13 protein-coding genes are annotated in these 13,147 nt (G+C 61.9%); 6 read left to right on the plus strand and 7 right to left on the minus strand.

Annotated elements, in window-relative coordinates:
- The first annotated feature begins 174 nt into the window (after window positions 1-174).
- On the plus strand, window positions 175-534 hold the full coding sequence (locus MOV61_RS15090; protein ID WP_038544430.1) for a hypothetical protein: 360 nt from the start codon (window positions 175-177) through the stop codon (window positions 532-534).
- 87 nt (window positions 535-621) lie between these two features.
- On the opposite strand, the gene MOV61_RS15095 is transcribed toward MOV61_RS15090, so the two are convergent.
- Complete coding sequence (locus MOV61_RS15095) at window positions 622-1,518, minus strand: LysR substrate-binding domain-containing protein (RefSeq protein ID WP_247137147.1); 897 nt, start codon at window positions 1,516-1,518, stop codon at window positions 622-624.
- Between the two features lie 116 nt (window positions 1,519-1,634).
- Between MOV61_RS15095 and MOV61_RS15100 the strand changes: the two genes are divergently transcribed.
- Window positions 1,635-1,862 carry a hypothetical protein gene (locus MOV61_RS15100; protein WP_247137148.1) on the plus strand — a complete coding sequence of 76 codons (228 nt, stop codon included), beginning with the start codon at window positions 1,635-1,637 and terminating at the stop codon, window positions 1,860-1,862.
- A gap of 40 nt (window positions 1,863-1,902) precedes the next feature.
- Here the strand turns inward: MOV61_RS15100 and MOV61_RS15105 are convergent, their stop codons facing one another.
- From MOV61_RS15105 to MOV61_RS15130, 6 genes are all read right to left on the minus strand, one after another.
- A complete protein-coding gene (locus MOV61_RS15105; protein ID WP_247137149.1) occupies window positions 1,903-2,835 on the minus strand; it encodes a LysR substrate-binding domain-containing protein in 933 nt (310 codons plus the stop codon).
- A 317-nt stretch (window positions 2,836-3,152) separates the two neighbouring features.
- Window positions 3,153-3,986, minus strand: coding sequence for a xanthine dehydrogenase accessory protein XdhC (gene xdhC, locus MOV61_RS15110; RefSeq protein ID WP_247137150.1), 834 nt, complete (start codon window positions 3,984-3,986; stop codon window positions 3,153-3,155).
- A gap of 192 nt (window positions 3,987-4,178) precedes the next feature.
- Entirely contained in the window at window positions 4,179-4,550 is a 372-nt protein-coding gene (locus MOV61_RS15115; protein WP_247137151.1) for an endonuclease domain-containing protein, read from the minus strand.
- A gap of 10 nt (window positions 4,551-4,560) precedes the next feature.
- Window positions 4,561-6,897, minus strand: a complete 2,337-nt coding sequence (gene xdhB / locus MOV61_RS15120; protein WP_247137152.1) for a xanthine dehydrogenase molybdopterin binding subunit — start codon at window positions 6,895-6,897, stop codon at window positions 4,561-4,563.
- Between the two features lie 253 nt (window positions 6,898-7,150).
- Entirely contained in the window at window positions 7,151-8,623 is a 1,473-nt protein-coding gene (xdhA, locus tag MOV61_RS15125) for a xanthine dehydrogenase small subunit (RefSeq protein WP_247137153.1), read from the minus strand.
- A 71-nt stretch (window positions 8,624-8,694) separates the two neighbouring features.
- Window positions 8,695-9,471, minus strand: a complete 777-nt coding sequence (locus tag MOV61_RS15130) for a 3-hydroxybutyrate dehydrogenase (protein ID WP_247137154.1) — start codon at window positions 9,469-9,471, stop codon at window positions 8,695-8,697.
- 273 nt (window positions 9,472-9,744) lie between these two features.
- Between MOV61_RS15130 and MOV61_RS15135 the strand changes: the two genes are divergently transcribed.
- The 4 genes from MOV61_RS15135 to MOV61_RS15150 all read left to right on the plus strand — a co-directional run.
- Window positions 9,745-10,092 carry a YidB family protein gene (locus tag MOV61_RS15135; protein WP_247137155.1) on the plus strand — a complete coding sequence of 116 codons (348 nt, stop codon included), beginning with the start codon at window positions 9,745-9,747 and terminating at the stop codon, window positions 10,090-10,092.
- A 48-nt stretch (window positions 10,093-10,140) separates the two neighbouring features.
- Window positions 10,141-10,596, plus strand: coding sequence for a hypothetical protein (locus MOV61_RS15140; protein WP_247137156.1), 456 nt, complete (start codon window positions 10,141-10,143; stop codon window positions 10,594-10,596).
- A gap of 116 nt (window positions 10,597-10,712) precedes the next feature.
- Complete coding sequence (glpK, locus tag MOV61_RS15145; protein ID WP_247137157.1) at window positions 10,713-12,206, plus strand: glycerol kinase GlpK; 1,494 nt, start codon at window positions 10,713-10,715, stop codon at window positions 12,204-12,206.
- Between the two features lie 111 nt (window positions 12,207-12,317).
- The coding region (locus MOV61_RS15150) for a D-alanyl-D-alanine carboxypeptidase family protein (protein WP_247137158.1) at window positions 12,318-13,147 on the plus strand (830 nt) is incomplete at its 3' end.

Below are 13,147 nucleotides of genomic sequence, written 5' to 3' on the forward strand. Positions count from 1 at the left end.
GCGATCCCCGGATTGGCAATAGTAGAATGTTCTTAATTGTGCATCGCGATAAGTAAGGGTTAATTGGTCAGATCGACTCACGTATTGTGACAGTTGCAAGTCAGCCGGCGAAAGCTTGGTAATGCGTGCGGTTCGAGCCGGTGATGGGGGCATTCATCAACGGAGACTAAGCTCATGCGTGGTATTCTGACAGGTGTGATGATTGCGTACGCGTCCTGCATCCAGATCGGTTCGGCCAGTGCCCACGAGGCGCACAGTTCGACCGGCGTGACCTGGAAATATGACGGTTTCTGCTGCAACGGCGACAACCATACAGGCGACTGCCAGATGATCGCGACCAAGAACGTCAAGATCATCGATGGCGGCTACGAGATCATTCTGGGTCCGGGCGATCATCGGCTGATCACGCGCCCGCATGATTTCAAACTGCCGCAGAGCCAGGCGAGGAGAAGCCAGGACGAGGAATACCATCTCTGTCTCTATCCGACCGAAGATACGCTGCGCTGCTTCTACGCGCCGGATATGAGCTACTAGAGGCCGCCAGCGGCCAGAAGTAACATGTCCAGCCGGTTTTCCGTCCAGCAAAGCGGCGGATAGAAAACCGACTGAAGGGTCCTGACCCTAGTCCCTGAATGTCGGCATGGTTTTCCGCATGAAGTCGCGGAAGGCACGGATTTTCTTGGAATTCCTGCGAGCCTCCGGATAGACCAGCCAATAGTCGCTCTTGTCATAGCCGAGGATGTCGAATGGCTGGACCAGCCGCCCGAGCGCGATGTCGTCCGCATAAAATTCCGGCTGCAGAATTCCGACCCCCTGGCTGGCGATCGCGGCGGCGGCTTCGAAGGCCTGCGCGCCCATTCTGCTCACCGGCCGGCCGCTGAGGTCGACATCCGGCACCCCGGCTGCGGCAAACCAGAACGGCCACCATGGATCGCCGGGATCGATGATCCTGAGCTTCAGGATGTCTTCCGGCGTCTTTACGCCGCCGATCGTGGCGGCCAGATCCGGGCTCAGCATCGGCGTGAAATGATTTCGCATCAGAAAATGCCGGCGCAAGCCCGCCCATTCGCCCTTGCCGCTGCGGATCGCGATGTCCGCCTGGGAGCGCGAAAAATCGATCATCTCCTGCGATGTCTCCAGCCTGACGGCAATGCCGGGATTTTCGAGCTGGAAGGTGCCGAGATGGCGCGCCAGCCAGCGCGAGGCGAAGGTCGCCGTCGAATGGATGATCAGCGTGCCCTCCGATGCGTCGTGCAGAGTCGAAAGCGCATCGCCCATGATCGCGAAGGCTTCCGCGATCCTCGGCGCCAGCCGCTCGCCTGCCTCCGTCAATGAAACCTGCCGGGGCCGGCGCAGGAAGAGCTGCTCACCGATGGTGTCCTCGAGCAGCTTGATCTGGTAGCTCACGGCCGTCTGGGTCAGGCCGAGCTCCTCTCCGGCCCGGGTGAAGCTCATCAGCCGTGCGGCGGCCTCGAACACCCGAAGCGCATTCAGAGGAAACTGTTTCGACATCTTCATGGATAAGATCTCTTGATCCGTGCAGACGGTAATTCGATTGGATTACCGAGGCTTTGGCGCGCAATCTACCCCCACAATCATCAAATGAAAACGGGGTATCCCGTTGGAGGCAAGAGATGTTTTCGATCCTCAACCGGCCGTTCGAGCAGTTTTTCCCGAAGCTCGGCATCGCCGCCGCCATTCGCCGCCGCCTGGCCGTCCGCCGCAACAGTCTCGACCTCGAGGAAATGCCGCAATCCTGGCAACGCGATCTCGGCCTGCTCGACGGCCGCGACAGGCGCGGACCTCAAGAGGAGGGTGCCTTCCGCGCCGCAAGGCTCCTCTATTCGCAGCGGAATTTTTGATTGCGCAGCCGGTGCGTGGTCTGCTTGGCGGGCTGATCCCCTATTGAGCGGCCGCCTCGCTTCGATTTGCTCCTATGGCCGCAAGGTCATCGGCGAGCGCCGCCTGGATCCAGGTCGCAAAGGCCGTGACCTTCGCCGCACTTCGCCGCGCCGGCGCGTAACACAGCCAATAGGTCTTGCCCTCGCCGACGCAGATATCGAAGGGCTGCAGGAGGCGGCCGGATGCCAGATCTTCCTGAAAGAGGAAGGGGCTCAGCATCGCCACGCCATGGCCGGATATCGCAGCCCTTGCCTCCAGATCGAGCGCGCCAAGGGCGTTGAGGCTGGTGTGCCGGATCTGATGCGGGTCGATGTGGGCCGCCTCGAACCATTCGTGCCACCCGTCACGGGTGTCGGTAATCCAGGGTAGTTTCAAAAGATCGGAAGGCTGCCGTATGCCACCCACGCTTTCCGCCAGTCGCGGAGACAGCATGGGCGCATAGTTGAGCCGAAAGAGAGGATGGCTGATCAACCCGTCGGATGGCCGGGCGCTGATACAGATCGTGATATCGGCCAAGCTATGGCGGTGGTCGTTGTTATCCAACTGGCGCAGCAGGCGGACCTCGATTTGCGGGTGCAGGGCTTTGAAAATGTGGAGATGCGGCGACAGCCATTGCGCGGCAAACGATGGCGGCGAGTGGATTTCCAGCGTTTCCTCGATGCCATGCCGCGTCGATTGCACCGCCTCGTTGAGCAGCGTGAAAGCCTCCGCCACCTTCGGAAGCAGTTTTTCACCCGTTTCGGTGAGTTTCAGCGCCCGTGGACGGCGCAGGAAAACGGTGTCGCCGAGAAATTCCTCCAAGAGCTTGATCTGGTAGGTCACCGCCGTCTGGGTCATGCCGAGTTCTTCCGCGGCGCGAGTGAAATTTTCCAGGCGCGCGACGGCTTCGAAGACCCGAAGTGCATTCAGCGGAAACCGGCGTGATAATTTCATCGATAAGTTCTCTTGATCGCGACCGACTGTATTTGAATTGGAATTTTCCGGCAATCGTCTCCATTGATGATCGCAACCAATCAAGCCATTCTTGTCGATGTGGAGCAACCATGCCGTCCGCAAACGCCCATGCCTTGCCTTTGAAATCCTCTCGCCCGGTCTTGGTTTGGCGGCACTTCCGCCGGTTTTTCCGCAGGCTCCTGCAGCCTGCAGGTCCAAGCATCCCGGCGCTGCCGGACGAACTGCGCGGCGATGTTGCGCTCCCGGAAGCCGGGCCGCAAAGCCGCGAGGCGGCATTCTGGGACGGGAAACGGCGCTCAGGTGGTCGGGATCTGCCGCTTTGAGGTCTGCGCCTGCCGCGCAGCGTAGGTTTCCAGCAATTCGGCGGCGACCAGTGCTGCGATCACGGCCGGGCGCTTGTCCCTGACCGTCGTGCCGCCGATCGGCAGCACGAGGCGGGAGAGCAAGCCATCACCGCCGTCCTCGCGCTTCAGCCAGTTGGCGAAGGTGGCACGTTTGGTTCGCGAGCCGATCATGCCGACATAGGCAAGATCGGCGCGTGCCAACGCGCGCTGGGCGATCAGGAAATCCAGCGCATGGTCGTGGGTGAGGATGATCGCCGCGCCGCCAGCCGGGATCTTGTCCACAAACGCTTCCGGCATGGCGGTCAGGTGTTTTTCCGTTTCGGCCGGCAGATCCTCCAGCGCCTCGGCACGGGTTTCGACGACTGACACCGCGAAGGGCAGGGGAACCAGCGCCCTTGCGAGCGCCTGGCCGACATGACCCGATCCGAACAGCGTCACTGCCGGCCGGTCGTCCTCCTCGTTGCGCAGGCGCTTTTCCAGCGCTTCCGCCAGCTCCGGCGTCAACGGCCGGAACGCAAGTCGGGTATGGCCGCCGCAGCACTGGCCGATCTCCGGCCCAAGCGGAATGTCCATCACCGCCTCGCCGCCGCCAGCCAGCATCGCCCGGGCATTGTCGATCGCCATATATTCGAACTGCCCGCCGCCGATCGTCCCCCAGATCGCGGTCTCCGCGACCAGCATGAAGGTGCCGGCTTCGCGGGGCGTGGAGCCCTTCGCCTCGCGGATTTCGACGAGGACAGATTTTGGATGGGTGGTGATGAAGCCAGCAAGGGTAAGGTCGCGCATTAGGCACCCCCCTCTGCCCTGCCGGGCATCTCCCCCTCAAGGGGGGAGATCGGCAAGACGTGGTGTCTTGCCCGGTCCTCAGCCTCATCTGAGACGTGAGTCCGCCGCACCGAGAGGGAGTGGGGCCTGGCCACATCCGATCTCCCCCCTTGAGGGGGAGATGCCCGGCAGGGCAGAGGGGGGTAGCAACATCTACTCAAAGCGGTCGATCCCGATAATCCGCAGGAGGTGCATGCACAAGTCGTCGATATGGCCGTGCACCTCGTCATTGGTGAACCTTACCACCTGCCAGCCAAGCGAGGCCAGTTGCTGATCTCTCGTTAAATCCCGCCTGATGTTCTGGTCGTAGGAATGGCTCACACCGTCAATTTCGATGATCAACTTATGCTCCGGGCAGGCAAAATCCACGATGTAGCCGGCGATCGGCATCTGCCGCCGGAAGCCAATTCCCATGAGGCGATGAGCGCGGACCGCGTTCCAGAATTTCAGCTCCGCTTCGGTCAGCGCCCGGCGCATGTTCCTGGCGTTTTTCCGGTTGGCGTCGCGGACATGGAAATGCGGCATGCGCGCTCCATCACATCGCCTTCAGCCGCTCGACCGCCATCAGCACCCGTTCCGGCGTCGCCGGTGCGTCGAGTCTCGGGCAGGCGGAATAATCTGCCACACTCGCTACCGCCATCGACAGGGCTTCGAGCACCGAGATCGCCAGCATGAACGGCGGTTCGCCGACGGCCTTGGAGCGGCCGATGGTCGGTTCGGCATTTTCCGCCCATTCGGCGAGTTGCACGTTAAAAATCTTCGGCCGGTCGGAGGCGAGCGGGATCTTGTAGGTGGAGGGCGCGTGGGTGCGGAGCCGCCCCTTGTCGTCCCACCACAGTTCCTCGGTGGTCAGCCAGCCCATCCCTTGAACGAACGCGCCTTCCACCTGGCCGATGTCGATCGCCGGGTTCAGCGACTTGCCGACGTCGTGGAGGATGTCGGTGCGCTCGACCATGTATTCGCCGGTGAGCGTGTCGATCGACACTTCCGAGACCGCGGCGCCATAGGCGAAGTAGTAGAACGGCCGGCCGCGGCCCGCCTTGCGGTCCCAGTGGATGCGCGGCGTCTTGTAGAAGCCGGCGGCGGAGAGCTGCACGCGGTCGTAATAGGCGGCCCGGATGAACGTGTCGAAGGGTATGATCTCGCCGCCGATCCGCAGCCGGTTGGGCAGGAATTCGACCTTGTCGCGGCCAACCTTCCATTGGCGCATGGCGAAATCGATCAGCCGTTCCTTGATCTGTCGGGCGGCATCATAAGCGGCCATGCCGTTGAGGTCGGTGCCGGAGGAGGCGGCGGTTGCCGATGTGTTCGGCACCTTGCCCGTCGTCGTCGCGGTGATCTTCACCCGGTCGATATCGACCTGGAACGTATCGGCCACCACCTGCGCCACCTTGGTATAAAGGCCCTGGCCCATTTCGGTGCCGCCGTGGTTCAGGTGGATCGAACCGTCATTGTAGATATGGACCAGCGCGCCCGCCTGGTTGTAGGCGGTCATGGTAAACGAGATGCCGAATTTCACCGGTGTCAGGGCGATGCCCTTGCGGATTACCGGGCTGTGCGAGTTGAACTCCAGGATCGCCTGCCGGCGGGCCTGATAGTCCGACGAGGTTTCCAGTTCGTCGACAATCCTCGCGATGATATTGTCCTCGACGTCCTGGTGATAGGGCGTCATCGTCCGGTTCGAACCGCGCTGGCCGTAAAAGTTCAGCTTGCGGATTTCGAGCGGGTCCTTGCCGACCGCATAGGCGATCTCCTCGATGATCCGTTCGCCGCCGAGCATGCCCTGCGGCCCGCCGAAACCGCGGAAGGCGGTGTTGGAGACCGTATGGGTCTTCAGCGGCTGCGAGGTCAGCCGCACATGCGGGTAGAAATAGCTGGAATCCGCATGGAAGAGGGCGCGGTCGGTGACCGGGCCGGAAAGGTCGGCGGAAAAACCGCAGCGCGCCGCATAGACCGCGTCGACTGCGTGGATACGGCCTTCCTCGTCGAAGGCGACGTCGTAATCGACGCGGAAATCGTGCCGCTTGCCGGTGATCGACATATCCTCGTCGCGGTCGGGGCGGAATTTCACCGCCCGCTTCAGCTTCTTGGCGGCGATTGCCGCGAGCGCCGCGAACTGGTTGCCCTGCGTTTCCTTGCCGCCGAAACCGCCGCCCATGCGGCGGGTCTGGACGGTCACCGCATTGTTGGCGACGCCGAGCACATGCGCCACCATGTGCTGCACTTCGCTCGGATGCTGGGTGGAGGACCAGACGATCACCTCGTCGTCCTCGCCAGGGATGGCGAGCGCGATGTGGCTCTCCAGGTAAAAATGCTCCTGGCCACCGATATACATGTGGTTCTGGACCCGCAGAGGCGCGTTTTCGATCTCGGTTTCCGGCTCGCCGCGCCTCAGCGTCATCGGTTCGACGACATAAGGCGCGTCATTTTCGCGAGCGCTGTCGATATCGGTCCAGTGGGGCAGGTCGCGATATTCGATCTTGGCGAGTTTTGCGGCACGGCGGGCCTGGTCGCGGGTCTCGGCAATGACGGCGAAGATAATCTGGCCGTGGAACTGCACGTTGGTGGTGGCAAGCAGCGGCTCGTCGTGCTGGCCGGTCGAGGCGACGTCGTTGAAGCCCGGAATGTCCTCCGCGGTGATCACCCAGACGACGCCGGGTGCGCTCTTGACCGCTGAAAGATCGACCGAGACGATTTCCGCATGCGCCCGGTCGGCAAGCCCGAGGCCGCCGTGCAGCGTACCTGAGGGTTCCGGAATATCGTCGATATATTCGGCGGTTCCGGTGACGTGCTTATGTGCTGAATCATGTTTCAGCGACACATGCATGCGGCCGTCGATGATCGGTTTGGTGTTGAACGTGGTCTTGTCCATCAGAGGAGGCCTCCGACCGTTGCAGCATGCCGATCTCCCCCCTTGAGGGGGAGATGCCCGGCAGGGCAGAGGGGGGTGGCTCGGAATGCTACGGAGGCGGTTTGACGTGCCGTGAGGTCGCTACCCCCCTCTGTCACCTTCGGTGACATCTCCCCCTCAAGGGGGGAGATCATTGGGAGCGTGCCGCGCCGTCTCGTTTCCGCATACATGTCGGGCTTCCGGCTGGAGAATATGTTCATAGTTCTATTCACCATCATGCTTCCTCCAGTTCGAACCGGCGGAGTTCCGCAGGCGCTCCGGCGGTTTCGAGGAAAAAGCGGGTGAGCAGGTTGCGGGCGGTGAGGCTGCGATATTCCGCGGTTGCCCGCCAGTCGGTGAGGGGCTGGTAATCCTCCACGAACGCGTCGCGCACGGCGGAGATGGCACCCCAGCTCCAGACCTCGCCGAGGAGTGCGTCCTCGACGTGTTTCGCCCGTTTCGGGGTCGCCGCCATGCCGCCGAAGGCGATGCGGATGGTCTCGACCTTGCCGTCGGCATCGAGCACGAGATGGAAGGCGCCGCAGAGCGCCGAGATGTCCTCGTCGCGGCGCTTGGAGATCTTGTAGACCGCGAAATGACTGCCCTCGGCCGGGCGGGGGACGAAAACCTTCTCGACGAATTCGGTCGGCAGCCGGTCCTGCTTGCCGTAGCTCAGGAAATAATCCTCGAGCGCGATCGTGCGGCGGCCGGAATGGGAGCGCAGCGTCAGCTCGGCACCGAGCGCGATCAGAGGCGGCGGAGTGTCGCCGATCGGCGAACCGTTGGCGATATTGCCGCCGATCGTACCCATGTTGCGCACCTGTTGGCCGCCGATCCGGTCGATCAGCCGGCCAAGCGAGGGGATTTCGTCAGACAGTACGTCGAAAGCCTGGGTGTAACTGACGCCGGCGCCGATGGTGATGCCGGTCTCGTCCGCGCTTATCGACTGCAGTTCGGTCAGGTGGTTGATGAAGATTACCGGATCGAGGAGCCGCATCTGCTTGGTGACCCACAGTCCGACATCGGTCGCGCCGGCGACGATCGTCGCCTCGGGTTCGTCGGCGAGGATATCGGCAAAGGCGGCGACGGAGGCCGGCACGATCGAGCGGGCGCCATCCTTGGTGATGGTGATCGTGTCGTTGCCCGAATGGATGCCCCAGAGTTTCGCCATGATCTGGATACGGTCGCGCTCCAGCGGATCGAAGAGCGAGCTCGGCCGATTGACGGAGATATGTTCGGCAGCCTTGACGATCGGCTCATAGCCGGTGCAGCGACAGAGATTGCCCTGCAGCGCGCTTTCGATGTCGGCGCGCGTCGGCGTACCGTTCGAGAGCCACAGGCCGTAAAGGGACATGATGAAGCCGGGAGTGCAGAAGCCGCATTGCGAGCCGTGGAAATCGACCATCGCCTGCTGCACCGGATGCAGCGCACCGTCGCGGCCGGCCAGGTGCTCGACGGTCACCACATGCGTGCCGTGCAGCGATCCCAGGAACCGGATGCAGGCATTGACGCTTTCGTAGCGCAGGCCGTGTTCCGTCAATCGCCCGATCAGCACCGTGCAGGCGCCGCAGTCGCCTTCCGCACAGCCTTCCTTGGTACCCGTCAGCCGCCGCCTCAGGCGAAGATAATCGAGAAGGGTTTCCGTTGGTCCGAAATCTCCAAGGGTGACCTCATCTCCATTCACGATGAAGCGGATGGCTTCGCTCATGTCTCTCCTTCGTCCGCCGTTGCCGGCTCTTGTATTCCGTTACCGGTCGGTCCGGTTACTGCTTTGTTCAGTTATTGGGCGGTCCAGCCGCCGTCTATCGAGATATGCGTGCCGGTAATGCTCTTCGCCGCATCGCTCGCGAGATAGATCGCCGCCTGCGCGACTTCATCGATCGCCACGAATTCCTTGGTCGCCTGCAGCCTCAGCATCACTTCGCTCTTCACCTCGGCTTCCGAAATACCGCGCTCGCGGGCGGTATCGGGGATCTGCCTTTCGACCAGCGGCGTCAGCACATAGCCCGGGCATATCGCATTCACGGTAATACCGAATTCCGCAAGTTCCAAGGCCGCCGTTTTGGTTAGTCCTAAAATACCATGTTTGGCAGCCACATAGGCGGATTTGAACGGCGAGGCGACCAGCGCATGGGCGGATGCCACGTTGATGATGCGGCCCTTGCCGGTCGCCTTCATCAAGGGAATGGTATGGCGCATCGTGTGGAAGGCCGAGGTCAGCAGGATGGCAATCAGCTGGTCCCACTTTTCCGGCGGGAATTCTTCGATCTTCGCGACGTGCTGAATGCCGGCATTGTTGACCAGGACATCGACTGTGCCGAAGGACTTGACCGCCGTGGCGATCAGGTCCTCGATCTCGGCGGGTCTGGTCATGTCGGCGCCGTGATAAAGCACCGTGCCGGCCCCGAGCGCATCAAGTTCGCGGCGGGTAGCCTCGATCGCGTCGGCCGGGCCGAATCCGTTGATGACGACATTGGCGCCCTCGGCCGCAAACGCCTTTGCAACACCGAGCCCGATGCCGCTCGTGGAGCCGGTGACGACGACGGTTCTGTTCATGCCCAAATCTCCCTGCGATCCAGCCTTCCGGGCGGCGTTCTGTTGCGCCGCGACGATCCGGGCAGGTTATGCCCAAATTCCGTGCGATGGCAATCGGGATCGCCGATCCTGGTCTTCGGGGAGATGCTGGCCGTTGCCGACCATGGATGGCGGTGGCGCAGCAGGCTGAACACCGCCGGAGCAGCGCGCCGGACAAGGCACATTGGTGATGACACCAAAACCCCGAACTGCTATGAGTTCCCGAAGGCGTAGCGAAAGACCTGGGAGGGTCACATGGGACTGTTTGATGGTCTTGGGAGCGTGATCAGCGATGCCTTGGGCGGCAAGCCGGTCAATATACTGGCGGTCGCCGAAAACATCTTTCAAAATGCCGGCGGCTTCAACGGGATCATCGCCCAGCTCAACCAGGCGGGGCTTGGCGAGCAGGTGTCTTCGTGGATCGGTACCGGCTCCAATCTTCCGATTTCCGCCGACCAGATCAGGTCGGCGCTTTCTTCCGAGCAGGTGCGCAGCCTGGCAAATGCCTTCGGCATCAATGTCGATCAACTGCCCCAGCTTCTTGCAGATCACTTGCCGACGGCAGTCGACAAGGCGAGCCCGAACGGGGTTCTCCCGTCCTGACGGGGGCTCCGTAAACTTTCTCCTTAAATCAGAAATGTAGGAAAGATCATGTCTGGGAAATTGATTCTTGCTGCTGCCGGTACGATCCTTGCTGCCTTGACATTCTCATCGCCCGCCAGTGCGCTGACGATGAAGGAGTGCAGCACGAAATATCAGGCCGCAAAGGCTGACGGCTCCGCCGCCACGATGAAGTGGAACGACTACCGCGCCAAGTTCTGCGGCGCTGAAGCTGCGGTCGCGGACAAGGCCGACGAGGACGAAGTCGCAAAGACCGCCGAGAAGGAGCCGGAAAAGCCGACCATGGTTGCTCCGAAGGGCACCAAGTTCCCCAAGGCGGTCGACAAGAAATACGCAACCGAGACGCCTGCCAAGGGACGTCTGCACACCTGCGTCGACGCCTACCATGCCAACAAGGATGCCGGCACGCTCAACGATCTGAAATGGATCCAGAAGGGCGGCGGTTACTGGAGCCTGTGCAACACGGGTCTCAAGGCTGCAGGCTGATTGGATGCCGACGGATAGGGAAAGGCGTGTCGCGCCTTTCCTTTTCCGTTTGACAGGCTTTTGCCGTTTCTGTTCAAACCAGTTCCAAAGCATTGCATGAACTGGGAGGGACGGCATTGGGTGGTTATGTTCTGGCGATCGATCAGGGGACGACGTCGACGCGGGCGATCGTGTTCGACGGCGACATGCGGATTGCCGGCATCGGCCAGAAGGAATTCACCCAGATCTTCCCGAAATCCGGCTGGGTCGAGCATGATCCGGAGGAGATCTGGGAAACTGTGCTCTGGGCGATCAAGCAGGCGCTCAAGGAAGCCAAGCTGAAGGCCTCCGAGATTGCCGCGATCGGCATCACCAACCAGCGCGAGACGGTCGTCGTCTGGGAGCGCGAAAGCGGCAAACCGATCCACAACGCCATCGTCTGGCAGGATCGCCGCACCGCCAGCTATTGCGAGAAGCTGAAACGCCAGGATCTCGAAAAGCTGTTTACCCGCCGCACCGGGCTTTTGCTCGACCCCTATTTTTCGGGGACCAAGCTTTCCTGGATGCTCGCCAACGTGAAGGGTGCGCGGGCGAGGGCGGCCAAGGGCGAACTCTGCTTCGGCACGATCGACACCTTCCTGATCTGGCGCCTGACCGGCGGAAAAAGCTTCGTCACCGATGCGACCAATGCCTCGCGCACGCTGATCTACAACATCGCCGATAACCATTGGGACGAGGACCTCCTCGAAATCCTGCGCATCCCGGCCGCCATGCTGCCGGAGGTCAAGGATTGCGCCGACGAATTCGGCATCACCGACGAAAGCCTGTTCGGTGCGGCGATCCCGATCCTCGGCGTCGCCGGCGACCAGCAGGCGGCGGTCATCGGCCAGGCCTGTTTCGAACCGGGCATGATGAAATCCACCTACGGCACCGGCTGCTTTGCGGTGCTGAATACCGGCGCCGACATGGTGCGCTCCAAGAACCGGCTGCTCACCACCATCGCCTATCGCCTGAACGGCGAAACGACCTATGCGCTGGAAGGCTCGATCTTCATCGCCGGCGCTGCCGTGCAATGGCTGCGCGACGGGCTCGGCATTATCGAAAGAGCTTCCCAATCCGGGGAGTTGGCGCAAGAAGCTGATCCTCAACAGGAAGTCTACCTGGTACCCGCCTTTACCGGCCTCGGCGCGCCCTATTGGGATGCGGAAGCGCGCGGCGCCATGTTCGGCCTGACGCGTGCGACCGGTCCTGCGGAAATCTCCCGCGCCGCGTTGGAGGCGGTTTGCTACCAGACCCGCGATCTCTACGACGCGATGCAGAAGGACTGGCGCAATGCCAACGGCAGCACGGTGCTGCGCGTCGATGGCGGGATGGTTGCGTCGGACTGGACGATGCAGCGGCTCTCGGATCTGATCGACGCGCCGGTCGACCGGCCGACCATTCTGGAGACGACGGCGCTTGGAGCCGCCTGGCTCGCCGGCTCCAAGGCGGGCGTCTGGCCGGACCAAAAAGCCTTCGCAAAAAGCTGGGCGCGGCAGCGGCGATTCGAGCCGCAGATGGATGAAAAGACCCGTTCTGCGAAAATCCGCGGCTGGAAGGATGCCGTCAGGAGAACATTAACAAATGCGTAAGTACTTATTTTCAATTAACCATTTATCGAGAATTAGAATCAAATGCGAAACGCGTCATTTTCGCACCATGTTCGTTGCCTTATCCTCATTGAGGACGGTAAGAGGGTAGGCATGTATCGAATTCCGCAGATTTTGGCATTCCTGTTGGTGCTTGGCGCCTCTCTGGCCATCAGCCGTTCGGCAGAGGCCGGTTATTCCCACTTCATCTATGACGCGAAGAGCGGCAAGGTTCTGGCGTCGGAAAATGCCGACGAGATCAACCACCCGGCATCGCTTACCAAGATGATGACGCTCTACATGACCTTCGAGGCGCTGCGCGAGGGCCGCCTCAAGTGGGACCAGGATATCGTCGTGACACCGAATGCGGCGTCGAAAATTCCCTCCAAGCTCGGCGTGCCGGCGGGTCGAACGATCACAGTACGCGAGGCCGTGCTTGGCATGGTCGTGCGCTCGGCCAATGATGCCGCCGCGACGATGGGTGATTATCTCGGCGGCTCGGAAGACCGTTTCGGGGTGATGATGACCAAGAAGGCGCGGGCGCTCGGCATGAGCCGCACCGTGTTCCGCAATGCGTCCGGCCTGCCGGACGACGAACAGGTGACGACGGCGCGCGACATGGCCCAGCTGGCGCTGGCGCTGATCCGCGACTTTCCCAAGGAATATCAGCTCTTTTCTTTGAAGAACATGGAGTTCCGCGGCAAGCGCCTGCGCGGCCACAACAACCTGATGTACCGCTATCCCGGCATGGACGGCGTCAAGACCGGCTTTATCAACGCTTCCGGCTACAATATCGCCAGCGCCGTCAATATCGACGGCCGCCGGGTGATCGGCGTCGTCATGGGCGGCAAGAGCGCCCGCAAGCGCGACGACCAGATGGCGGCGCTGCTCGACCGCTACGTGCCTGGCAACACTGCGGCACCCGGCGGTCTCGTGGCATTCCA

Source organism: Neorhizobium sp. BETTINA12A (genome assembly GCF_023006485.1).
Classification (GTDB): domain Bacteria; phylum Pseudomonadota; class Alphaproteobacteria; order Rhizobiales; family Rhizobiaceae; genus Neorhizobium.